Source organism: Tundrisphaera lichenicola, assembly GCF_051175385.1.
GTDB classification, from domain to species: Bacteria; Planctomycetota; Planctomycetia; order Isosphaerales; family Isosphaeraceae; genus Tundrisphaera; species Tundrisphaera lichenicola.
In genome coordinates this window covers 4,285,709-4,310,388 of the sequence record NZ_CP195106.1, presented here as the reverse complement: position 1 = coordinate 4,310,388, position 24,680 = coordinate 4,285,709, and the positions used below count along the sequence as shown (strand labels likewise).

The window sequence follows — 24,680 nt, the reverse complement described above, 5'->3', positions numbered from 1 at the left end:
CATTGGCCCCTCACGCGCGGACCCGGCTCAGCCGGGCATGGTTCCGGCCCGATCGCTCGATAATGACGGGCGAATCCCGCGCAATCGACGCAGACGAACTTGATAGAAGAGGACGGGAAGCAAGAGGTCGATCACTTCATCGGCGATTAACACTCCCCCCAGAACAGGAGCGACCATCGGACGGATGACCTCCGAACCGATCCCGCTCGCCCAGAGCATCGGTGCCAGGCCTAGTAGTACCGTCCCCTCGGTCAAGAGCTTCGGCCGCAATCGATGCACGGCCCCTTCCAGCACGGCGTGTCGCAAGCGACTCTCGCTCATCCCTTCGAGCCCCCCTGCCTGCGAGAGGGCCTCCCTTAGGTAGACCAGCATAATAATGCCAGTCGAGGTCGCCATTCCGAAGCACGCGATGTACCCCACCCAGACCGTCACCGAGAACTTGAACCCCAGGAGCCACTGGAAGAAGATGCCCCCGGCGACCGCCCCGGGGACCGCGAGCAACATCAACAGAGAATCGGCCAGGTCGTGATAGGTCCAGTAGAGGATGGCGAAGATCAGGAGGACAACCAGTGGCACGATCACGAGGAGCGTATTCCTAGCCCGACGTTCGTGCTCGAACTGTCCCGCCCATTCCAGGACGACCCCTTCGGGAAGTTTGACTTCCCTGGCGACGATCGGACGGGCCGATTCCACGAAGGTGCTCGAAGACATTCCTCGGACGTTTAGCCGGACATAGTTTCGGAGCAGGCTATTCTCACCCTTGATCGTCGCCGGGCCTTCGCTCGCGCTCACGTCGGCCACATCGGCGAGACGGACCAGCCTTGGCTTGCCGTCGGGGCCATTGCGGAGCGACGGGACGAGCACGGCTCTGATGGCTTCCTCATCCCCCCGCCAGTCGCGACCATAGCGGACGCGGACGGGGCGGCGCTCTCGCCCCTGGTGAATGGTCGACGCAATTAACCCACCAATAGCCCCCTCCACCGCGTCGTTGATTGCACCGATCGTGACGCCCTCTCGTTCGGCGCGGAATCGGTCGGGTCGAACATTGATGTATCCTTTCCCACGAACCGGGTCCGCGACGACATCGACGGCGTTCGGCAACTTCTTGAGGACGGCCGCAACGGCTCCCGAAACGGCGACGACCTCATCAAGTCTGGGCCCGAGCACGCGGACACCGATATCGGTATTCACTCCGGTGGCCAGCATATCCACGCGGTTCTGGATCGGCGTCGTCCAGACATTCGTCCAGCCGGGCATCTGCACGGCCTGATCGAGATCGGCCCCGAAGCCGACAAGTTCATCACGGTCCTTCCGCCAGAGTGATAGTCGAGAGGCGAACGCATCGGAAAGCTCGGACTGCAAGGCTTCCAGTTCGGGCGCCGGATCTGCGGAGATTTCCGGGACGGCTGCGCCGTGATGGTGATGGCTGCCGGTTCCATGAACCAGGCTCGGCGATTGCATGCGGAGTCCTCGAATTTCCGAGACGAGCGCGGCCAGGTTCGGGTCGGAGGGCTCGCAACGAGATAACAACTCTTCGAGGGCCAGCCTGGTGAGCGTCTCCGCCGCGCGGGGTACCAGTTCCTCGTTAAGATCGTTTATATGTTTGTACCATAAGGATTGCTGGCGCGAAAAATCCGGGTCCTCTGGGTCCGTCGTCGGCGCGTCAAAGTCTCGCTCGAGTTCCTTGTTGCGCTGATAGGCATACTCGCGGATCAAGACGTCAAGAGGAGGCATCACCGCATCGACGGTCGCGGCAAGCGTGACCTCAAGATCGGCCGAGGAGGGTGGGGGGACGATCCATCGGCGATCCTCCAGCGCATCGAACACGGCACGCACCTGAAGTTCGGCATCGGACCTAGCCATCTTCCGTCTGGGCCAGTACTCCCTGGATCGGAAACTTACCATCGACTCGATCATGTCCATCGGGGCGGGGTCGGAAGGCGACTCGGCCCGCCCGGCCTTGCCGACGACCATCTCGACCTCCGGGAAATGGCAGAGCACCATGTCGCGAGCCTTCAGGTCGTCGGCCGATTCGGTGACCGAGGCCCGGGGGACCGTAATTGGCATGTCCATGATCATGCCTTCATCCAAGGGCGTGATGAATTCGCGTCCCAGAGGGGGCATCGTGAAGTCGGCGACCAGGGCGATTATCGTGAGGCTGGTCAGGCCAAAGGCCCGGCCTGCGATCGACCTGGCGCTCCAGCCGATCGCGATGAGGGCGATCAGTAGCGTGCACCGAAACAACGTCTCGCTTCCCAGAGGGGCGAAGCCCACGACGAACGTCACTCCCAGGACCCAGACCAGTGGGGCTGGGCGATCGAGGAGGGAGGCCAGCACGGGCCGATAGACGTCGATAACGCTCCTCACGAGCCAGCTCTCGCGCTCGCCCCGGATCCGGCCTTTCAGTAAGACCGTGCAGAGGGCGGGGACGAGCGTGACCGACAGTATCATGACGGCCATCAAGGCTAAAGACTTCGTGAATGCAAGCGGTCGAAACATCTTCCCTTCCATCCCTCCCAGCGCGAAGACCGGCAGGAACGAAATAAGCATGATCAGTACCGAGAAGAAGATCGGCCGACCGACCGTCTGGCAAGCGGGCAATACGATCGCTCGGATGTCGCCTTTCGCGGGCTCGTCGCCGAAGTGATCGCGGAGAGCGTGAATCGCGTTCTCGACCATCACGATCGAGGAATCGACCAGGACCCCGACCGAGATCGCGATCCCAGCCAGCGACATCACGTTCGTCTGGACGTCGATGATCCCCAGTGACCTGAGTACTCCCATCATGGCGAACGACGCCAGGGCTGCAAGGGGGACAGTCAAGGCGATCACGAACGAGGCCCGTGCGTGTAGGAGGATCAGCAGCACGCAGACTGTCGATGTGATCACGGCCTCGATGATCGTTCCCACCACCGTGCGCAACGCACCCCGGATCAACGGCGTTCGATCGTAGAAGGGAATGATCCGCACTCCTTCCGGCAGACCTGGCTTGATGTCGCGAATCTTCTGCTTGATGCGCCGGGTCACCTCGAGAGGATTCTCTCCATACGCCATCAAGACCACGCCTCCGGACACCTCGTTGCCGTCCTTTTCGAGGACACCGCGTCTCGGCCCGGGGCCGATGGCGACCTTCGCCACGTCGGCGATGCGGATCACCCTAGGGCCGTGGACCGCGAGCACGGCATTTTCGAGATCCCGCAAGGCTTGATCAGGCGTGAAAGAATCCACAATCGACTTCGGATCGGCTCCGAGTCTGCCGACGCTTCGAACGATGTACTCGGCATTCGCCTTCTGAATCAGAGGGCCGCCGAGACTGCCGTTGGACCGGGCCACAGCTTCGGCGACGCTCGCGAGTGTGACGCGATGGGATTGGAGCCGGTTCGGGTCGACATTGACTTGAAATTCGACGGGATAGCCGCCTACGCTCGCCACTTCCGCAACGCCGGGGACGCTCGACAACTGCGGGCGGACGAAGCCGTCCTGGATGGAGCGGAGCGCGCCCAGATCGAGGCCGCCCCCTTCGACGCTGTACCAGTAAATCTGACCCGTCGCGGCCGAGTCCGGAGGGGGGAGCGGCGAGACACCTTCGGGGAGGAACTCACGAGCCCGTGGAAGGCGCTCGATTACCCGTTTCCTCGCGGTCGCGAAGTCGATCGAGTCGTCGAAAATCACGTGGATCATGGAGAAGTTGAAGTCACTCGACGATCGGACTACTCGTACACCACGGATGCCCTGTAATTCCGAGGAGAGCGGGAACGAGACCTGATCCTCGATCTCTCGGGGGCTATGGCCAATCCACTCGGTGAAGACGATCACCTGATTCTCGGAGAGGTCGGGAATCGCATCCACCGGTGTGTGGTAAGCCGCGATCGCTCCCCAGATAGCCAGCAGAATGCCCGAGATGATCACCGCCACACGGTGGTTGATCGAGAAGGCGATTAGACGCGCGATCATCGCTGGGGTGCCGGGGGCGGTCCCGCATCGAGCCGGCCGAGGTACTTCGCCGGAGACTTCAGGAGCGGCCCCTCGCATCCCTCGCAGCACACCAGCACGACTCGGCCTTCGACGAGCACTTTCACCGGAGTTCCCATCGAGCCAAGCGGTTTTCCAGTGACAGGGCAAATCTTCTGAGCTTCCGCGAGGGCTCCTGGCTCGGTCGGTAACGTGGTGGTCGTCTGATTCTGGGTCGGCTCGGCACTAGAATCCGACTTCCGTCCCGCTCCGAAATAAGCGGAAGCCAGCGACGGATTGAGTCGAGTCTCGGCATCGATCAGGAATGTCCCGGCGGTGGCCACCCGCATGCCTGCCTCCAGGCCGCTGATCACGGGAAACAGATCACCGCATCGCGGGCCGATGCGGATCTCGACACCGTCGAACATGCCGGACATCGTCTCGGCATAGACCACGGTGTGCTCTCCCGTGTCGACCACGGCCGACTCGGGGACCGCCAGGACTTGACCGGTGGGCCGATACGAGAGGACCCTGGGGACGAGTTTCATCCCTCCGCATTCTTCACAGACCTCTCCCGAGTGATCAGCCCTGACATTCGGATGCATCGGGCACCACCAGGTGACTTGCTGATTGGGGAGGAGGGGTTCCGGTTGGAGGGTCTCCTTGCCGTCGACCGGGCATTTGCCATTCGCCAGGGCAAGCACATTCGCGTGCGTCGGGCAGAGAAAGGTAGTTCTGGGTGCCCCTTTTCGCATCAGAGGAGTGCCGGAAGGCTGAGTACGAAACGGTTCCATTTCGGCGACCGGTCGGCGGAGAGTGGCCGTGATCCCGATCCCGTCCCGAAAGTGATCCGCCAGATCGTCGCAAACCAGGGTCACCTCATGAGAATGAATCGCCTTCACCTTGGAACCGAATGTCTGTCCCGGCATCGAGTCACAACTCAACTCAGCGTCCTGGCCGATGTATAGCCAGGCCAGATCTCGGGACGATGCCTGTGCGACGATCGATCGGGGTCCGGCCATGACCCCAATCAGCACCGTCTTGAGTGTCAACGGACGATATACGATCGGGGATGTCTGAAGTCCGGCGAGTTGAACCCGGTAAGGAGAGATCTGCATCCGAGCCACGACCCCTGATGGAAGCGGCACGGCCTCGCCACGCTTGCGCCGGACGAGTCCCATGTTACAGATCCCGCATTTTCCCGGCCAGTTGGAGAGAACCCCCGGATCCATCGGGCAGAAGTATTCGGTGTCGCTTGAGACGCTCGAAGACGTCACGGCCGAACCTCTTACGAGGCGGAGTAAGCGCTCAACCTGGTTCCGGACCAAGTCCCAGTTTCCGACGAGAATACACGCTATCCCCAGTACGATGACGAAGCGAAGCCGTACCTGCAAGGCGCGAATAACCAGGCCGATTGCACCCCATCGATGCGACCAGACCGAATTGGCATTTTCGTTCGTTCGCGCGAAGTTGTTTTCGGGCTCTGTCATTGTTTATTCGGCAAAGGTCTCCCACAGCCGTTCCAGGACGACCTACACATCCCTCAGTCCGACCGAAAATCGCTCCCATTCGAGAGATTACCTCGCACCTGGCCGGGTTGCAAGGCATCGCAAATCCGCTCGATCCCACGCGAAAATTGGTAGCATTACCTCGCTTCGGTAATGAAACCATTCACAGGGGGGAATAGGTGATATCAAGTGGCTCTCGTAGTCGACTGGCAGACCGCCAGGAGAGGGGATCGGTTGACCTTGATGATAGGCCTCGAAGCACGGCGTCAGGTACTCCAGCACGTCGCGGCCTTGCTGCCGGTGGGGCACCGCTTCGCGCTTGCGCACTTCGATCCTTCCTGGAGGGCCTTGCGGACCACTCGCCGCAGACGTGCCATCCGTTGACCGAACGTATCCCGGTCCAGTGTCCCGTCTCGCACCCGGTTACAATTGCACGATAGCAAATGGGACAACGTGAACAACTTCTCGCCAACCGGGTTCCCATCTCCACCTCGATCGATCATCGTCAAACGCCTGTTGACGGTATTCGCTAGCCGCCTAACGTGGATGAACTCGAAGTTCAGCCATACCAAACCGGGGTAGACATCCTTGAGCATTTCAGACCTCGTGGCGAAGCCCCGGAACTGCTTGGCCTTACCGAAGCGGCGCTCGATCCGGTTCGCCCCTCGTAGTCCTCATGCATCTGCTCGTCCCACATCAAGTGCGCCTTGCGGTTGACCTTGTTCGGGATCACCGGCAGGGCGTCCAGATCCACCAAGATCACGCCGCAGATCGCGACGGTGACGAACCCCTTGTCGCCGAGCACTTCGACGACCTGCCCGACCGAAGCCTTCGCCTCGGCCAGCACCGGCTTTGATATTTTGGCGTCGTGCCGATGCCCCTCGGCCGAGTCGAACGTCACGACCTCGTACTCGTCGCACGCCACGGCGATGACCTTGGTCGTCAGACCGCCGCGAAAGCGGCCGATCGCCTTCGCCCTCTTTCCGCCGGGTGTCGGCTGCGTGTTGTTCTGCCCGGTAGACGGTGGAATCGATCATCGACCGTCGCGGCCCTCGCACTCGGGCCATTCGGCCATCAGCTCGAAGATCGTCCTGAGCAGGCCTGAGTGGATCCACCGACGGAATCGGCTGTAGACCGCGACCCACGCCCCGACGTCGCCGGGCAAGTCCCGCCACGGGATGCCGGTGCGGGCCCGGTAGAGGACGGCCTCGAAGAATATCCGGTCGGTCAGGTCGGTCTCCGGCCCCAGCGGCGAGACCCATTGCTCGACCATCGGGCCGAATACATTCTAAATTTCGTCGGTGATGAGATAGAGCAGGGTAGACTAGTACTACTCCGTTATCTGATACGAACGGAACGCCTGGCCGGTTCGTATGCAGGGTATGAATCGCACCTATACCCCCGAACTCGCACCCGAAGTCCTCGAACGGCTCGACGCCTACGCCGCCCGTTTCCGCGACGACTTCAACCGGCCCCGACAGGCCCAATACTCCGGCGTCTACCTCCAGGGACTGATCCTCGACGGCGACCGCAAGAGCATCGAGCCGCTCTCGCGCAAGGTCACCCTCCCGACCGGCCTGGTCGTCGCCGACCTCGACCAGGCCCTCCAGCAGTTCATCGGCCAGAGCACCTGGGACGAGATGGCCGTCTGGAAGCGTCATCGCTCCGTCATGGCCGAGTCTTTCGCTTCTCCGGCCGGCATCTTCGTCATTGACGATACGAGCTTCCCCAAGCAGGGCAAGCTCTCCGTCGGTGTGCAGCGTCAGTACTGCGGGGCTCAAGGCAAGAAGGCTAACTGCCAGGTCGCACCCTCGGTTCATTACGTCGCCCCGAAGGGCCATTACCCGCTGGCGATGCGGCTCTACCTGCCCGAGGCCTGGCTCGATGACTCCAAGCGGCTCGACAAGGCGGGCGTGCCCCGGGAGCAACGACGAGCACTGACGAAGGGCCAGATCGCCCTGGAGCTTCTCGATCTGGTTCGGGCCGAGGGGTTGCCCGGCCGGCTCGTGGTGGCCGATGCCGGCTACGGCGTCTCCGGGCTCTTCCGAGAGGGGTTGGCCGAGCGCGGCCTGTCCTACAGCGTGGGCGTGACCGACGAGATGGTGGTCTTCACCGAGGAGCCGTCGTGGGAGGTCCCCGGGCCGGCGATCCGACCGCCGGGGTCCGGCGGGCGGCCGCGACGGCGATCACGACTGAAGGCCGGCACCCCGAAGCCGGTGAGCCTGCGAGAGTTGGCCGCCTCGACACCGCTGCGGAAGGTGACCTGGCGCGAGGGGACCAAGGGGAAGCTGTCGGGCCGCTTCGCCTGGCTTCGGGTCTGGCCCGGCGGGGGCTGGGCCACCGGCGAGTGCGCCGGGGCCGAGCCGGTCTGGCTGCTGATCGAGGAGCAGGCCGACGGCAAGATCAAGTACGCCCTCTCGAACCTGCCGGGCCGAACCAGCCGGATCAAGGCGGTCCGGCTCTGGAAGAGCCGCTGGCCGGTGGAGCAAGGTTATCAGCAGATGAAGGAAGAACTCGGATTGGACCATCACGAGGGGCGTTCCTGGCGTGGCTTTCATCATCACGCCTGCCTGGTGATGCTGGCCTTCGGGTTCCTGGCGTTGGAGCGAGAACGCGAGGAACGAGACCCGGCCCGGCCGGGAAAAAGGGGGGGACCCGCCCGGTGATCACGGTGCCGGCGATCCGCCGTGCCTTGCAGAGGCTGCTGGCCCCGATCTGTCGGCACAATTGCCCCTATTGCAAGGATCGCTCATTGCAATTGCCGTTGATATTAACGGAGTAGTACTAGTCCCTCTGCCGTGACCTATCCGACTTAAATCCTTACCAAAACAAACCCAAGATCGTCCACAGACCCCGATCGCATTGGAATGCTGATCCGGGCATTTGCGAGGCTATCATGGCATTTCTTCACCAAGGGGGTCATCCATTACGAGGCGAAAGCGTGCATCGAGCGGAAAGCGATCCACGCCTATCGCCCCCCCTCCCTCTATACGGATTGACTCCAACCGCTTAACTCGAAAATCAATCCCTTTCGAGACCAACGATTGAAGAGCCCCGAACGATTTTGTTACACCAAGGCCGGTGTGACCGAATGCCGGCGCTTCCCGCCCGGACCTCGATGGTTTACCATATCTAAACAGCCCCGGCACGACCGTTCGTTTCCTGATCCGACCAAACCCCGGCCTAGCCCTACCCTATCCGTCCCGGTACGAACCACCCGGCCCGACGATGCAGGACCCGCCATGACGTATCGAGACATACTCCGAACCAGGTGGACAACCCGGCTTTTGGCGTCACTCGCCCTCGGGTTCTGCGGTTCGATTACGGCATCGGCAGCCTCCGGAGCGGACACCAGAGAGACCGTGCCCGCTCGGATCGAGTTCAATCGCGACGTCCGACCGATCCTCTCCGACAGTTGTTTCTTCTGCCACGGGCCTGACAAAAACCACCGCGAAGCCAAACTGCGGCTGGACCTCCGCGACGAGGCGCTCGAGGCCGAAGCCTTCAATCCGGGCAAACCCGACGAGAGTGAACTGATCGCCCGCATCCTCAGCGATGATCCCGAAGAACTGATGCCCCCTCCGAAGTCCAACAAGAAGCTGGACGACAGGCAGAAAGAGATCCTCAGAAGATGGGTCGAGCAAGGGGCCGAATATCAACAACACTGGGCTTACGAAAAGCCGGACAAGGCGCAGACGCCCGCTGAGAAGAACCCCGTCGACGTGCTGGTCGGGCGCCGGCTCGCGGAGGTCGGACTGACGCCCTCGCCCGAGGCCGACCGACGCACCTTGATCCGACGTTTGTATTCCGACCTGACCGGCCTCCCACCGACGCCCGAGGACGTCAAGACTTTCGTCGAGGACACCTCACCCGGCGCCTACGAACGACTCGTCGACTTCCTCTTGGCCAGCCCACACTATGGCGAGCGGATGGCGATCGGTTGGCTCGACGTGGTCCGGTTCGCCGACACGATCGGCTACCACAGCGACAACCCCCGCAACGTCTGGCCCTACCGCGACTGGGTGATCAAGAGTTTTAACGACAATAAACGATTCGATCGCTTCACCATCGAGCAGATCGCCGGCGACCTTTTGCCCGATGCGAATACCGAGACTCGCGTCGGTTCGGCGTTCAACCGCCTCCTGCTCAGTACCGAGGAAGGGGGTGCGCAGCCGAAGGACTACGAATCCCGCATGCTGACCGATCGCGTTCGCGCAGTCGGGGCAGCCTGGCTGGGCCAGACCACCGGCTGTGCACAATGCCACGACCACAAATTCGACCCGTTTAGTCAGAAGGACTTTTACTCGCTAGGCGCGTTCTTCGCCGATATCAAGGAGCCCATCATCGGGCACCGCGAAGACGGCATGATCGTCGCCACGGCCGAAGAGGAGAACAAACTCTCCACGCTTGAATCTGCCTTCAAGGAGGCGAAGAAACAACTTGAGATCGTGGCCCCCCAGCTCGACGTCGCCCAGGCGCAGTGGGAGGCGGACATTGCTCGCTATGACATCACTCTGCCCGAACTCTCCCGCGAATCGAAGGCCACGTCGTCCGAGAAGTCGGCCGCGCGCACCGCCGAGGCGGCCCTCAAGACGAAAGCAGTGGAGCGTAGCAGGAAGGATCGCGAGGCAATCCAGGCCTACTTCCGGACGACAGCCACCCCTCTATTCCCGGCCGAGCGAGCCGCCGTCGCCCGCGCCGAGGTTGAGTTGCAAGCGTTCGTCGATGGCCTGCCCAAGTGCCTGGTTAGCATCCAGGACGAATCCCCGCGAATCGTGCGCATCCTGCCGCGAGGCGACTGGATGAACGAGACCGGCGAGGTCGTCAAACCTGCCCTACCACATTACCTGCCCCAGCTAGAAGTCGCCGGGCGTGACTTGACACGCCTCGACCTGGCCCGGTGGCTCGTCTCGCGCGACAACCCTCTCACCGCACGCACGGTCATGAACCGGCTCTGGAAGCAGTTCTTCGGGGCGGGACTGAGCAAGCAGCTCGACGACCTCGGCGCGCAAGGCGATCCTCCCTCGAACCCAGCTCTGCTCGACTGGCTGGCTTGCGAGTTCATGGACAGCGGATGGGACCTGAAGCACATGGTGAGGACGATCGTCACCAGCAATACTTACAGGCAGACCTCGGTCGGGACCCCCGAGCTTCTCGCCGCCGATCCGCTCAATCGTGAACTGGCCCGGCAGGCCGCCTACAGGGTCGATGCCGAACTCGTCCGAGACAACGCGATGGCGGTCTCCGGGCTCCTCGTGACGAAGGTCGGCGGGCCCAGCGTGAAGCCGTATCAGCCCGATGGATACTGGGAGAACCTGAACTTCCCTCAGCGCCAGTACCATGCGGACCAGGGCGACGCCCAGCACAGAAGGGGGCTCTACACCTGGTGGCAGCGATCGTTCCTCCACCCGAGCTTGATGGCCTTCGATGCCCCCAGCCGCGAGGAGTGCTCTGCCGAGCGAAACCGCTCGAACATTCCACAACAGGCGTTAGTTCTTTTAAATGATCCGACCTACGTCGAGGCCGCCCGCGCCCTGGCCGCGCGAATACTGCGAGAGTCCCACGGCCAGCCGGAGGATCGGCTGAATCGGGCCTGGCAACTTGCGCTCCAACGCGACCCCCAACCTTCCGAGGCCGAGACCGTCCGCAAATTGCTCGATAAGCATCTGAAAGACTACAGGGCCGACCCGGCCGCCGCTCACGCCCTGATCTCGACCGGGGACGCCCCGACACCCGAGGGGCTTGACGAAGCCGAGCTCGCGGCCTGGACCCACGTCGCCCGAGTGCTGCTCAATCTTCACGAAATGATCACGAGGTCGTGAACCGATGAAGTCGCCACTCGACCCAGCGGCTCTTTCGATCCATCGCCGGTCCTTCCTCGGCCGAGCGGCTCAGGGCGTCGGCGCGATCGCGCTGGCCTCATTGCTGGACCCGTCACTTCTGCGCGCCCGGCCCCAACCGATCCAGGTAACCTCGCCCGCCCTGACTTTGCCACGGAAGGCCAAACGGATCATTTGGCTGACGATGGCGGGTGGGCCGTCCCAGTTCGAGACGTTCGACCCGAAGCCCGGCCTGGCCCGCCTCGACGGCCAGCCCATGCCCGAGTCGTTCACTCGGGGGCAACAACTCGCCCAGCTTCAGGGACAACAGCTCGTCTGCCTCGCACCCATGTTCCCGTTCCGGAAATACGGCCAGTCCGGCACGGAAATCAGCGAGCTGTTCCCGCACATCGGCTCGGTGATCGACGAGATCTGCCTGGTCCGGTCCATGACCACCGAGGCCATCAACCACGACCCGGCCCACATGTTCATGAACACCGGGTCACAGATCGCGGGACGACCCAGCATGGGTGCCTGGGTCACCTACGGGCTCGGGAGCGAGGCCGAGAACCTCCCAGGTTTCGTCGTCATGATCTCGACGGGCAAGGGACGCTCACCCCAGCCAATCGCGGCCCGGCAGTGGGGCAGCGGTTTCTTGCCTGGCCGGTTCCAGGGCGTGCCGGTACGAGGGCAAGGGGAGGCTGTGCATTACCTCGGGAACCCCGGAGGAGTGTCGCGCGAGCAACAGGGGGCCGACGTCGATGCGATCAACGCGCTAAACGCCCAGCGCGACGCCGTGGTGCACGACCCGGAGGTCGCCGTGCGGATTGCTCAGTACGAGATGGCCTTCCGCATGCAGGCTGGCGTCCCAGAGCTGACCGAGATCCGCGACGAGAGCCGAGAGACGCTTGAGCTCTACGGGTGCCAGCCGGGCGACGGCTCCTTCGCCTCGAACTGCCTGCTCGCCCGCAGGATGACCGAGCGCGGGGTTCGATTCATCCAGCTCTACCACAGGGATTGGGACCACCACAGCCTGCTCCATGAGGAACTTCCAATTCGCGCCCGCGAGGTCGACCAGGCGTCTGCGGCCTTGATCACGGATTTGAAGCGTCGGGGGATGCTCGACGAGACGTTGATCGTGTGGACCGGCGAATTCGGCCGCACGCCGATGTCACAGTCGAACAAAGGGCCTGTCGGCCGCGATCACCACAACAAATCGATGTCGATGTGGCTCGCCGGCGCGGGCATCAAGCCCGGGCTCGTCCATGGGGCTACCGACGAGCTGGGCTACGCCGCGGAGCAGGACGTCTGTACCGTGCACGACCTCCACGCCACCATGCTCCACCAGCTCGGCGTCGACCACGACGCCTTCAGCGTCAAGTTCCAGGGCCTCGACGCCAAGCTGACGGGCGTCGAGAAGGCCAAGGTCATCAAAGACATCCTGGTCTGATCGATCACGAGGACCGACCTGCGATGAAGATCTTCCCGTACTCACCCATCACCCGCCGTGCATTCCTCGGCAAAAGCTCACAGGGGCTGGGCGCGGTCGCGTTGACCTCGTTGATCCGGCCGTCGGCCCTAAGGGGCGAGGCACCCCAAGGCACCCTGGGCAAGCTGCCGCTGCCCCAGAAGGCCACCCGAGTGATATGGCTGACGATGGCCGGCGGTCCGTCGCACCTGGAGACCTTCGACCCCAAGCCGAAGCTCGCCGAGATGCATGGCACGCCCATGCCCGAGAGCCTCACCAAGGGACAGATGCTCGCCCAACTTCAGGGTCAGAAGCTCAACTGCTTCGGCCCGCAGCACCCTTTCAAGGCTTTCGGCAAGGAACGCATCGAGATCTGTGAGCTGTTCCCGCACATCGGCTCGGTGATCGACGAGATCTGCCTGGTCCGGTCCATGACCACCGAGGCCATCAACCACGACCCGGCCCACATGTTCATGAACACCGGGTCACAGATCGCGGGACGACCCAGCATGGGTGCCTGGGTCACCTACGGGCTCGGGAGCGAGGCCGAGAACCTCCCGGGATTCGTCGTGCTAACCTCGCTGGGCAAGGGGGGCCAGAACCAACCGATCGCCGCTCGGCAGTGGAGCAGCGGGTTCCTTCCGAGCCGCCATCAGGGAGTGCAGCTCCGCTCCAATGGGGATCCGGTCCTGTACCTGAGCACCCCGCCAGGCGTCTCGCGCGAGCAACAGGGGACGGACGTCGAGGCGATCAACTCGCTCAACCGGCAGTACGACACTTCGGCCCACGACCCCGAGGTTGCTACCCGAGTCGCCCAGTACGAAATGGCATTCCAGATGCAGGCCAGCGTTCCCGAGCTGATGGACCTGAGCAGCGAGGGCCGGGAAACGTTCGAACTCTACGGCTGCCAGCCCGGGGACGGCTCGTTCGCCTCGAACTGCCTGCTCGCTCGCCGGCTGGCCGAGCGAGGCGTGCGGTTCATCCAGCTCTACCACAAGGACTGGGATCACCACGGAGGAGTGAAGCAGGGGGTCGCCCTGAAGGCCCTGGAGATCGACCGCGCCTGCATGGCCCTGATCACCGATCTGAAGCGTCGGGGCATGCTTGACGACACTCTGATCGTCTGGGCCGGGGAGTTTGGACGGACTCCGATGTCCCAGGGGGGCGACGGTCGTGACCACCACAACAAGGCGATGTCGGTTTGGCTTGCGGGCGCCGGGGTGCGAGGTGGAATGGTGTATGGTGCGTCGGACGAGTTGGGCTACGCCGCGGAGCAGGACGTCTGCACCGTGCACGACCTCCACGCCACCATGCTCCACCAACTCGGCGTCGACCACGACGCCTTCAGCGTCAAGTTCCAGGGGCTCGACGCCAAGCTGACCGGCGTCGAGAAGGCCGAGGTCATCAAGGGAATTCTACTCTGATCCTCGTCAGCGGCGGGCATCAGCCCCTCACCGGGCTCAAGCGATCGATCCTGGGATGCTCAAGGCTTTGCTCAATGGGATTTCCGTGGAAGCTCGCATCCATAGTTCTACTGTCACGGATTCCGTAACTCGTTAACCTTGATACAGGTTATGCTGAGTGCTGGGGGGTATCGTCGTACCGAGGCCTGGCCATGACCATCCTGGAAGATCCCGCGGCCGTCGCGCTTCTGGCCGACGCCACCGTCTCCACCGAGGACGTCCGCGACTGTCGGGCCCACCTCACTCGGTTCCTCAAGCGTTATCTCCCCTGCTTCTATCGTGAGGAGCAACGCGGCCACGCCGCAGCCTTCGTCCGCGGATTGCTCAGCGGTCTTGAACGAAAGAGCGTCGAGCCGATCGCACGCCAGGCCGGAATCCCGCGCAAGAACCTCCAGATGTTCGTCGGCCAGGGGGCCTGGGACGACGAGGCGGTCACCTCCGAGATGCGGCGGCATGTCGCCGAGAAGTTGGGCGAACCCGACGGCGTGATCGTCCTCGACCCTTCGGGATTCCCCAAGAAGGGCGAGGAGAGCTGCGGCGTGGCCCGCCAGTGGTGCGGACGGCAAGGGAAGATCGACAACTGCCAACTGGGCGTCTTCCTGGCCTACGTCTCGTCCCGAGGGCACGCCCCCCTGGACCGCAGGCTCTATTTGCCCAAGGACTGGGCCGACGATCCGGCGCGTCGCAACGCCGGCCATGTCCCCGACGAGGTGACGTACCGGAAGACCTGGGAGATCGCCGCGGACCTGCTGGCCCGCAGCGGGGCCGAGGTGCCGCACGGCTGGGTCACCGGCGACGACGAGTTCGGCCGGGCCTCGGAGTTCCGCGCCCTGCTGCGGGAGCGGGGCGAGCGGTACGTGCTGGATGTGCCGTGCAACACCACCATCCGCGACCTGGACGGCCGGCGTCCGCCCCGCAAGAAGGGCCGTCGCGGCCCCAGACGCCAGGTCCCGTTCCGCCGCGCCGACACCTGGGCCGCGACGCTGCCGGCGGACCGCTGGACCCGGCTGACGATCCGGGAGGGTGGCAAAGGGCCGGTGGAGGTCGAGGCGGCCGTGGCCCGGGTCCGCGCCAGGCTGGGTCGCCGGATCGGGCCGGAAGAGCGTCTGCTGATGATCCGGACCCTGGAGGCCAAGCCGGAGGTGACCTACTCGCTGAGCAACGCGTCGCCCGAGGTGCCGCTGACCGAGGTGGTGGGCGTGCGGTCGAAGCGACACCGGGTCGAGCGGGTGTTCCAGGAGGCCAAGGGGGAGGTGGGCCTGGCGCATTACGAGGTCCGGAGCTGGGTGGGCTGGCATCACCATGTCACGCTGAGCCTCTTGGCGTTGTGGTTCCTGATCCTGGAGCGAGAGCGGATCGGGGGGGAAAACCCCGGCGGTGACGGTAAGTCAGGTCCGAGCGATCTTCACCCGGTTGCTCCGCCGGCGTCCGCCGACATCGGCCGAGATCGCGCGGGAGATCAGCGCGGTGCTGCGGCGTAATGAGGAAGCTCGGATCTACCACTGGTACGCCCGCACCAAGACCTATCCACCTCGAAGGAAAACGTCTGGATTCAGTTAACCGTGACAGTAGAAATAGACAGACGGCGTTTATTCTTTGAGGCGCTCTGCTTGGGGGGTCGAGGTGATGAGGCGGCGCACGTTTCTCGGGACGGGAATGGCCCTCGCGAACGCCTCCCCCTTGCTGGCGGCCTCGATCAAAGGGCACTGGGATGATGCAGCCGAAGTGCTCGAGCGAGCCACGGCGGCGAAGCAAGTGGAAGCGGCGGTGCTGCACGTGGTCCAGGGAGTCGAATCCTGCACGTGCCACTTCGGCAAGGCGGCCTCGGGCGACGCGATGTTCTTGCTCGGCTCGATCTCGAAGCCGATCAACGTCGCGGCCTTCATGACCCTGTTCGATCAGGGGATGTTCAAACTCGACGACCGTGTGCAGAAATTCTTGCCCACGTTCAAGGGTGAAGGGCGCGGGGAAGTCACAATCCGCCACCTGTTGACGCATGTCTCGGGCCTGCCGGATCAACTGATCAACAACAACGAGTTGCGCAAGCGACATGCGACACTCGCGGAGTTCTGCGAACAGGCGACTCACGCGTCCCTCGATTTCACTCCCGGTGCCCGATACCAATATTCAAGCATGGGGATCTTGCTCGCCGCCCGAATCGGAGAACTCGCGAGCGGTACGGACATGTTTACGTTGGTTGACCGGAATATCTTTCAGCCTCTCGATATGCAACACTCGGCTCAAGGACTCGGGCGGTTCAAGCGTGAAGAGATGGTCTCGCTCCAGAGGGAAGGAGCCGCGCCCGAATCGGGGAGCGGCGATCCACAGTCCGAGGACTGGAACTGGAACAGTCCCTACTGGCGGAAGCTGGGCGCTCCCTGGGGAGGAACGCATGCCTCCGCTCCGGATCTCGCCAGGTTCCTGGATGAGTTCATGAGTCCCCGAGGCAGAGCGGTCAAGCCAGTGACCGCTCGACTGATGATCAAGAACCACAACCCGGCGGGATTCACCCCGCGAGGGTTGGGATTTGGCGTTGGCGAGGAGTCCGGCAGTCCCGGCTGTTCCGGGCGAACCTTCGGCCATACCGGCTCGACGGGCACACTCTGCTGGGCCGACCCGGCGAGCGGCACGATTTGCGTCGTGCTCACGTCGCTGCCGGCCCGCGCCGTACGGCCCCACCCGCGTGAAGTCGCGGCAGGGCGAGTCGCGACGGCGGCCCGACGCTGAACTCTCATTCGCATCGGCCACCTCGAGACACACCCAACAAATCCTTTCCGTCATGACGGACGATTGGCATCGACTCTTTTGAACGGTCCGAAAAAGACTGCCGGCGCGGGAGCTTCGAGAACGCGTCGAGAGGCCACGAAGCATGGCATCGGAAGGTCGTGCGAGGTCGAGTCATCGTAGTTCTCGCACGCCTTGATCCAGATCGTAAAGTTGTTTCACCTCACCATCCGTGAGTGCCCTGTTAAAAACCGCGAGATCGTCCATCTGGCCGACGTAAGAGGCGCCGAGCACCAAGAGCACGCGTGCGGGATCCCAGCCGAATGTGAGATCCCAGTTCTCGATCGTCCCTTGCAACTTGCCATTCAGATGGAGACGGCCCATCTGCGGCTTGCTCTTATCGTTGACATTAGCCAATGAAAACACGACGTGCGTCCAGGTCGCCCGCGAGAAGGGCGCTCGTTCTACCTGCACCATCGGTCGCCTGTTGGGCGGGATGTCCGCCCACTGGAGGTTCTCCGGATTCCAGATATGAAAGAGTGGTCTGACGGCATAACGAAAGAGCCTCGGCGTTTCATCCTTCGACCATTCGAGGAAAATGAAGCCCTTCTTGCCGTCATCGCCCACGATCTGCACGGGGTCGCAGTAGCCAGGATCCAGGTCTTCGTCGGGGTTCAGGCTCAACCAGACCGAAACGGAAGTCCCCCAATTCTTGTCGTTGTAGGCAACTACGCCCTCATTCTTGAACGCCGGACGAAAATCGTTCTTCTTCGTGAATTGCAGCGAGCCGCCGAAGCGACCTGCTCCGGGGACCAGCCGCACCTCGCTCGTGGGTTCGGCCTTCACGAGATCTTTTCCCTGGGCGACGTAACACGTCTTATCGCCCCGCGTGAAGTCGGCATCCAACCCCTCGTCGAACGACGCGTGAAGGGTTAAGGCCCGCGAGAGCCGTCTTTTCGACTCGCCCTCCGCCGTTCCGATGATTTGCTGCGCCTCGACGGCGTCGATTTCGCGGACGAAGATGTTCCTCCAGCGAATTTCGCCGCCATGGGTCTGCAACAGAATCGGTCCTTTTGCAGGCAGCGGTCGACCCCGATCGTAATAGTTCTCCATGACGGCGTCGTCTACGACGAGTTTGTCGTTCAGCCAGACCCAGGTCCGGTCGCCGACCTGGCGAATTCGAAACCGATTCCACTCGCCGAACGGACGATCGGCGAGGACCAGTGGATCGCGTCCGGTCGTACCCGGCGTGTTGTTGAACAGGCCTCCGGAACCGAGATGTGGTTTGCGGGTGGGAGCTTTCGGGTCGAATGTCTGATGCCAGTCCCAGATCTGTACCTGGGGCGCCCCCCGCAGATAAATGCCGCTATCGGCCTTTGGCACCGTCTTGTATTCTATCATCAAATCGAGATCGCCGAATTCTTCGTCGGTCGTTGCATACGGCCCGTTGCCGTCGTTCACCAGCTCTCCATTCTCGACGGTCCAGTTCTTCGAGAATTCGGCGCGTTGCTCCGCGAGTTTTGCTTCCTTCGCATCGCCGGTGAGTGTCGTGACGCTATGCGGATTCAGGCCGTGCCAGCCCGTCAGATCCTTGCCGTTGAAGATGGCGCGAAAACCGTCCGGAGGGACCGACTCCTCGGCCCGGCCGACCGCCAACATTCCGATCACGGAGGTCGCAGTAAGGAAGGATAGGATTCGCGGGAGAATCTTTCTCATAGCAGTACTCCGATGCATCGTCGTGCTCGCCGCAACATCAGTTTCTCTTGCGGACTCACGGGGGTTATCCTAACAGTCGAACTTGGTTCGTGGCACCGCGCAGCATATTCGAGCCCTCGTCTCCGTCGCTCATTTCTCTCGAGGCTTCGCCGCACGCCAAGATGACTCCGGTCTCGGCACCATCTCCGAATTCAATACAACCGAAATAATGATTCTTTCACTTGACTGGAATCAGTGATGGAATTCGAGAACCAGAAAGTCACGGAGCAAGGCGTACGGTCGAGGCGCTTCCTTCCGCTGAGGTTAGAATCACTCTATCACCACGAGCAATCTGGGCTGCGACCCGAGACGACGGGGGCAGAGGCTGGGGACTCGTGCTCTGCGTTCGTACCTCCCAGGATTCTCATCAAGTTCGCCATGCCGAGATTACCTCCGCTCAGGATCACGCCGACGGATTTGCCCTGGAGTTCCGAGCGTCGTTGATAAGCGCCCGCGATCGCAGCTGCACCAGCCCCCTCGGAAATCTGACCCGTCGTCGCGATGATTAGTCTGATCGCCGCCTCCAGTTCGGCGTCGCTCACCAGCATGATTTCGTCGACTAACCCTGGGAGCAGTTGCAGCGGCAGGTCGAATGGATGGCGTGTCGCCAGCCCCTCTGCGAAAGTGGAGACCTCGTCCGTAACGACCCTCCTCCCCGCCTTCCACGAGAGGTAGACGGCCGGTGCCCCCTCGGACTGGACTCCGATGACCCGGGCACCAGGGTTCACCGCCCTGGAAACGATCGCCGCCCCGAGGACCCCGCTACCTCCCCCGACAGGCACGAAGAGGACATCCAGGCCCGGAGCGACCTCGAATAACTCCAGCGCGTACGTCCCCACGCCAGCGACAAGCAATGGCTCGTCGGCAGAGTGGACGTAACGCAGCCCTTCCTGCGTGGCCCTCGCCTCGGCCTCCCTCCTTGCCTCGTCGAAATCTCGCCCAAGGAGCACCACCTCCGCCCCGAGGGCTCGAGTCGCCGCCACTTTCAGGGGGTTGGCCGCCTCGGGCATGTAGATCACCGCACGAACGCCGAAGAGCCGAGCCGCATAAGCGACCGACTGGGCATGGTTGCCCGTCGAGGCGGCGAGTACGCCCCTCGACCGTTCGGCGGAATCGAGGTTCGAGAGCAGATTGATCCCACCCCGGACCTTGAACGCCCCGGTTGGGTTGAGATTCTCGCACTTGAGATAAGCCCGGCACCCCAGCGCCTCGTCGAGCGACGGTCGTTCGAGTGTCGGCGTAGGGCGGAGGTAGGGGGCAATCGAAGCCCTAGCCCGCAGGACGTCAGCCAGGTTAGGTTGTGTCCAGAGCATCGGACCTTGAGGGGCTGGAGTGACGCGACGCATCGTCGCGAAGATTCCCGACGGAACTTCCACGGCATGAGCCAAGGCTCCGCTCACCGACTCCGGAAGCGGACCGCCGGATTTGCACGCCGCTTACTTCGTCGGGGAGGAACTGGACGACCCACTGGAGAAACCCCGGATTGCCCATCATTCCCTCGCATGATGAGGAATTCGGCCGCTGGCGATCAATCGGTCGAAGAGTGATCCCCCGGGAACTTGAAGCTCGCCTTTCCCGTGATATCCGAACTGGTGAACGTCGGGCACCAGTAGAGTTCGACGTGCCCGATCATGAGCTCCGTCCCGGCAAAATGGGTGACGCCCGGCGGCCGCTCGGGATTGTACATGGTGTCGGTCATGTCTCGCATGAGGGCGACCTTCTTGCCGAGGACGCTCAACTGCCGGATCGCGAAGGGCCGACCCAGGACGCACATATTCAGGTGGACGCCGCAGAGAATCACATTCTCGATCCCCCGTTGGGCGAGCATGTTCCAGACTTCCTGGCCGTCGTCGGTGATCGCGTCGGACTCTGCGATCTCGATCGCGGCGGTCTGGCGTGTCCAGGGGGATCGGATCTCGCACTTGACCTCGCAATCGCAGCCCATGTCGGAGTCGTCGATCGGCAGGACGCCCTCGCGCCTGGCGTCCGTCCAGTACCAGGCCGTTCCCCAGCGTGGCGACGTCACGAGCGGGACCGGCGTCGGCGAATAGGGGGCCTTCTCGGCCCGCAGGCGTTGTGGTGTGTCCTTGTAGAATCCGGTCGTGGTGCTGGGCGAGTGGATGATGAAGATGCCACGATCCCGGGCCAGCTTGAGGGTCTGATTCAGGGGCCCGGCCATCTCTCCCACCCGTCGGGCGGCCGACTTGCACCAGTGGTCGTCCCACATGTCGCAGACAATGATCGCCGTCTTACGAGGATCCCAAGATGCCTGCGTCTCGGTGACGATGAGCTTGCCCTCGTCCTTGGTTCGCGAGCGAAAGTTCAGGTGGATCGATGAATCAGCGGCCAGGGCGGAAGTCGCCGCCTCCTGGAAGGCCCGCCGGACCTCGGATGCATCGGAATTCGGGTGGCCCGCACGCTGGACCATCAGAATGTAAACGCGCTCCTTGCCGGGATCGATCCAAGCCTGGGTGCCATAGGCTCCGCCATGTCCGAAAGTGCCAGGCGAGAGCATGTCCGTCACTCCCTGCGGCTCGCGAACAACGCACCAGCCCAGTCCCCAGCCGTTGCCGGGGGTGAAGCCCGTCTTCAGCTCGCCCGTATGGACCTCGGTCATCAGCCTGACGGACTCCGGCTTGAGATATCGCTTTCCACCGAATTTGCCACCGTTCAGGATCATCTGGCAGAAGTTCGCATAGTCCTTCGCCGTGGAGAAGAGTCCGCCGTTCGCCGCCGGGAAGCGGTTGCGGCTCGTCGGGGCCATTCCGTACAAAATCGAGATCGGGGCTGATTCGAGTTCGCCCTTCTCGGTCCGGCGATAGGACGTGGCGAGCCGGGGGAGTTGAGCCTTGGTCAGGTAGAAGGCCGTGTCCTTCATCCCCAGCGGCTCGAGCAAACGTCGCTCGATAAAATGATCGAATGATTCGCCCGAGGCAACCTCGACGATTCGGGCCGCGGTATTGATGCTCGATTGGCAATAGGCCCACTTCGATCCAGGCTCGAATTGGACGGGTTTCGCGACGTAGAGCGGGATGAGACCGGCCAGGTCCTGGATTTGGCTTGCCTGATCCGACGAGATCTCTCCCATTCCCGAGGTATGCGTGAGCAGGTGGCGGATCGTCACCCGGGCCGGCCTGCCGTCGGCGGTTCTAAGATTCTTGAATTCCGGGAGATGCTTCTCGACCGGGTCGTCGACGGATAGCTTACCTTGCTCCTGGAGCATGAGCACGGCGGTGGCCGTGATGGGCTTGGTCATCGAGGCGATCCAGAAGATGGAATCCGCTTGCATCGGCCTGCCCTCGGCAATGTCGGCCTCGCCGATCGCATCGAGGTGTACAATCCGCTCGGGTGTCGCAACCAGGGTGACCGCGCCCGCGACCTGCTTGTCTTCGACCAGGGGACGAATCCGATCGCTGATGGCTTTGATGGCGAAGGGCTTGGCGTCGCCGGTCGAATCTTGACCGTCATCGACGGCGGCCATCAGAAATGGCAAGGATACGACGGCTCCCGAGATAAGCAGGAGGGGGGATCTCAGCATGGTCGGGCCTCTTCTTGGTTCAGCCTGGAGCGTACCATGAGCGTCAGCTTAGTCGATCACGTACCTCGTTGCATGGTCACTCACCGACCCGACCGCAGTGACGTTTCCAATGCGGCGTGGGAGTTTGTCCTTCCCTAACTCTCCCTTATTCTCTGCTGAGATGCTGAGAGAGGAGGAGACATTTTGCATCGGGGCGGCGGTCACCGGCAAAGTGCGAGCGGAACGGATCAACCATCGATCGCTCGACCGCCATCCGTGGGGAAGTCCGGCGTAACCTCGGATCTCCCCGAAGGAGACGACGGAGTAGGCCAGGATAACCCCGACGCCTGAGGTGTCCAAGATCGCCGTGGCAATCCCTGCGGTCAAATGTCGTCCCAGACCAATATAACCCCCGACAAATTCATACCCTAGCGAAAACCGCGACGACAAACTAACGGCATATGCATTTCGGTAAATTTGGCGAGGGAATGCTCGATTTCGACTCGATTGATCTTTCTTCGCTCAGTGTCAAACTGGCGGCACTGGTGCTGATCGAAGTTGGATCGGACCGTGAAATTGCGGGGCTGACCGAGGACGCTCCTCTGGTGAAGCACGATCGGGCGACCATTCCTGGCCCGATTGTGGACCGGAGGGATGGTGCTGGCTTAAACTTTCTCCGTAAGCTCGAGGGCATCACGGCACCGGATGGAAATCAACCATGGCGACGCTCAACGACCGCGACTCCTGGAAGGCGCTCCAGGCCCACCACTCGACGATCCAGGGCCGGCACCTCCGCCAGCTCTTCGCGGACGACCCGAAAAGAGGCGAGTCGATGACGGCCGAGGCCGTCGGTATCCACCTTGATTATTCGAAGAATCGGGCCACCGACGAGACGATGGGGCTCCTCCTCAAACTCGCCGAGGATGTCGGCCTGAGAGGCCGGATCGACGCCATGTTCCGGGGCGAGAAGATCAACGTCACGGAGAATCGGGCGGTCCTGCACGTCGCCTTGAGGTCGCCCAAGGGCGAGTCCATCGTGGTCGACGGGCAGGATGTCGTGCCCGAGGTCCACGCCGTCCTCGACAAGATGGCGGCGTTCGCGGAACGGGTCCGATCGGGCGATTGGAAGGGGCATACCGGCAAGCGGGTTCGCAACATCGTCAACATCGGGATCGGTGGATCGGACCTCGGCCCGGTCATGGCCTACGAGGCCCTCCGGCACTACAGCCAGCGCGACCTGACGTTCCGCTTCGTCTCCAACATCGACGGGACTGACTTCGTCGAGGCCACGCAGGATCTCGATGCCGAAGAGACCTTGTTCATCATCTCGTCGAAGACCTTCACCACCCTGGAGACGATGACCAATGCCAGGTCGGCTCGCGATTGGGCGTTGAAGTCACTCAAGGACCCGGCCTCGGTCGCCAAGCACTTCGTGGCGGTCTCGACCAACGCCGAAGAGGTGACGAAGTTCGGCATCGACACCGCCAACATGTTCGGATTCTGGGACTGGATCGGGGGCCGGTACTCGATGGATTCGGCCATCGGCCTGTCGTCGATGATCGCGATCGGGCCCGAGCATTTCCGCGAGATGCTCGCCGGCTTCCACGAAATGGACGAGCACTTCCGGACCGCCCCGTTCGAGAAGAATCTGCCCGTCCTGATGGGACTCCTGGCCGTCTGGTACAACAATTTCTTCGGGGCCCAGACCGTTGCCGTGCTCCCTTACGAGCAATACCTGAAGCGTTTCCCGGCCTACCTCCAGCAGTTGACCATGGAGAGCAACGGCAAGCACGTCACCCTCGACGGCGAGGAGGTCGACTATCAGACCGGGCCGATCTACTGGGGCGAACCGGGGACGAACGGCCAGCACTCGTTCTACCAGCTGATCCACCAGGGAACCAAGCTCATCCCCTGCGACTTCATCGCATTCTACCGCTCGCTCAACCCGATCGGCCGACACCACGACCTGCTCTTAGCCAACGTCTTCGCCCAGGCCGAGGCACTCGCCTTCGGCAAGACTGCCGAGGAAGTAAAGGCGGAAGGGACGGCCGACCGCCTGGTTCCGCATCGGACGTTCGAGGGCAACCGCCCTTCGAATACGATCTTCCTGGAAACCTTGACCCCGTCGGCCCTCGGCAAGCTCGTCGCACTCTACGAGCACAGCGTCTTCACCCAGGGGACCATCTGGGGCATCGACTCATTCGACCAGTGGGGCGTCGAGCTCGGCAAGGTCCTCGCCCAGCGGATCATCCCCGAACTCGAAGGTGGCGACGCCTCGAAGCTCGGCCACGACAGCTCTACCAATAACCTGATCCGTCGCTACCGGGCTGCCAAGGGGTCTTGATTGATCCTCGGCCGAGTGGACGAGGGGAACTGATCGAAACCCTTCCGACGATGCCGCCCCATTTCAAGAATCGGGGCGACATCCTCGAAGGCAAGCACCAAGGCCAAGAGGTATCGCACACTCCCGCTTCG

14 protein-coding genes are annotated in these 24,680 nt (G+C 62.8%); 7 read left to right on the top strand and 7 right to left on the bottom strand.

Annotation, left to right across the window (positions count from 1 at the left end; all coding sequences use genetic code 11):
• Positions 1–27: 27 nt before the first annotated feature.
• The 4 genes from P12x_RS17055 to P12x_RS17040 all read right to left on the bottom strand — a co-directional run bounded on the left by P12x_RS17055 (position 28) and on the right by P12x_RS17040 (position 6,732).
• Positions 28–3,954: an efflux RND transporter permease subunit gene (locus P12x_RS17055; protein ID WP_435005587.1), complete on the bottom strand. Its 3,927-nt coding sequence runs from the start codon at positions 3,952–3,954 to the stop codon at positions 28–30.
• Positions 3,951–5,441, bottom strand: a complete 1,491-nt coding sequence (locus tag P12x_RS17050) for a heavy metal-binding domain-containing protein (RefSeq protein WP_435005585.1) — start codon at positions 5,439–5,441, stop codon at positions 3,951–3,953. Before P12x_RS17050 ends, P12x_RS17055 begins: the two co-directional genes overlap by 4 nt.
• Before the next feature lie 577 nt (positions 5,442–6,018).
• Positions 6,019–6,384, bottom strand: a complete 366-nt coding sequence (locus P12x_RS17045) for a hypothetical protein (RefSeq protein ID WP_435005583.1) — start codon at positions 6,382–6,384, stop codon at positions 6,019–6,021.
• Between the two features lie 108 nt (positions 6,385–6,492).
• A complete protein-coding gene (locus tag P12x_RS17040) occupies positions 6,493–6,732 on the bottom strand; it encodes a transposase (RefSeq protein ID WP_435005582.1) in 240 nt (79 codons plus the stop codon).
• A gap of 109 nt (positions 6,733–6,841) precedes the next feature.
• On the opposite strand from P12x_RS17040, the gene P12x_RS17035 reads away from it, so the two are divergent.
• From P12x_RS17035 to P12x_RS17010, 6 genes are all read left to right on the top strand, one after another.
• Entirely contained in the window at positions 6,842–8,125 is a 1,284-nt protein-coding gene (locus P12x_RS17035) for an IS701 family transposase (RefSeq protein WP_435005580.1), read from the top strand.
• 696 nt (positions 8,126–8,821) lie between these two features.
• The gene (locus P12x_RS17030) at positions 8,822–11,281 is read left to right on the top strand and encodes a PSD1 and planctomycete cytochrome C domain-containing protein (RefSeq protein ID WP_435005579.1); all 2,460 of its coding nucleotides are present in this window, start codon (positions 8,822–8,824) and stop codon (positions 11,279–11,281) included.
• A gap of 4 nt (positions 11,282–11,285) precedes the next feature.
• Complete coding sequence (locus tag P12x_RS17025) at positions 11,286–12,728, top strand: DUF1501 domain-containing protein (RefSeq protein ID WP_435005577.1); 1,443 nt, start codon at positions 11,286–11,288, stop codon at positions 12,726–12,728.
• Positions 12,729–12,751: 23 nt separating this feature from the next.
• Positions 12,752–14,170, top strand: a complete 1,419-nt coding sequence (locus P12x_RS17020; RefSeq protein ID WP_435005576.1) for a DUF1501 domain-containing protein — start codon at positions 12,752–12,754, stop codon at positions 14,168–14,170.
• Positions 14,171–14,361: 191 nt separating this feature from the next.
• The gene (locus P12x_RS17015) at positions 14,362–15,690 is read left to right on the top strand and encodes an IS701 family transposase (RefSeq protein ID WP_435005574.1); all 1,329 of its coding nucleotides are present in this window, start codon (positions 14,362–14,364) and stop codon (positions 15,688–15,690) included.
• A 145-nt stretch (positions 15,691–15,835) separates the two neighbouring features.
• On the top strand, positions 15,836–16,936 hold the full coding sequence (locus tag P12x_RS17010) for a serine hydrolase domain-containing protein (protein ID WP_435005572.1): 1,101 nt from the start codon (positions 15,836–15,838) through the stop codon (positions 16,934–16,936).
• Between the two features lie 171 nt (positions 16,937–17,107).
• On the opposite strand, the gene P12x_RS17005 is transcribed toward P12x_RS17010, so the two are convergent.
• The 3 genes from P12x_RS17005 to P12x_RS16995 form a co-directional block, all read right to left on the bottom strand.
• Positions 17,108–18,649, bottom strand: a complete 1,542-nt coding sequence (locus P12x_RS17005; protein WP_435005570.1) for a family 16 glycoside hydrolase — start codon at positions 18,647–18,649, stop codon at positions 17,108–17,110.
• A gap of 317 nt (positions 18,650–18,966) precedes the next feature.
• Positions 18,967–20,001 carry a threonine ammonia-lyase gene (locus P12x_RS17000; RefSeq protein WP_435005568.1) on the bottom strand — a complete coding sequence of 345 codons (1,035 nt, stop codon included), beginning with the start codon at positions 19,999–20,001 and terminating at the stop codon, positions 18,967–18,969.
• 215 nt (positions 20,002–20,216) lie between these two features.
• Positions 20,217–22,226: a serine hydrolase gene (locus tag P12x_RS16995; protein ID WP_435005566.1), complete on the bottom strand. Its 2,010-nt coding sequence runs from the start codon at positions 22,224–22,226 to the stop codon at positions 20,217–20,219.
• 697 nt (positions 22,227–22,923) lie between these two features.
• On the opposite strand from P12x_RS16995, the gene pgi reads away from it, so the two are divergent.
• Positions 22,924–24,549 (top strand): glucose-6-phosphate isomerase, encoded by a 1,626-nt coding sequence (pgi, locus tag P12x_RS16990; RefSeq protein WP_435005565.1) that lies wholly within the window; start codon positions 22,924–22,926, stop codon positions 24,547–24,549.
• Positions 24,550–24,680: the final 131 nt, after the last annotated feature.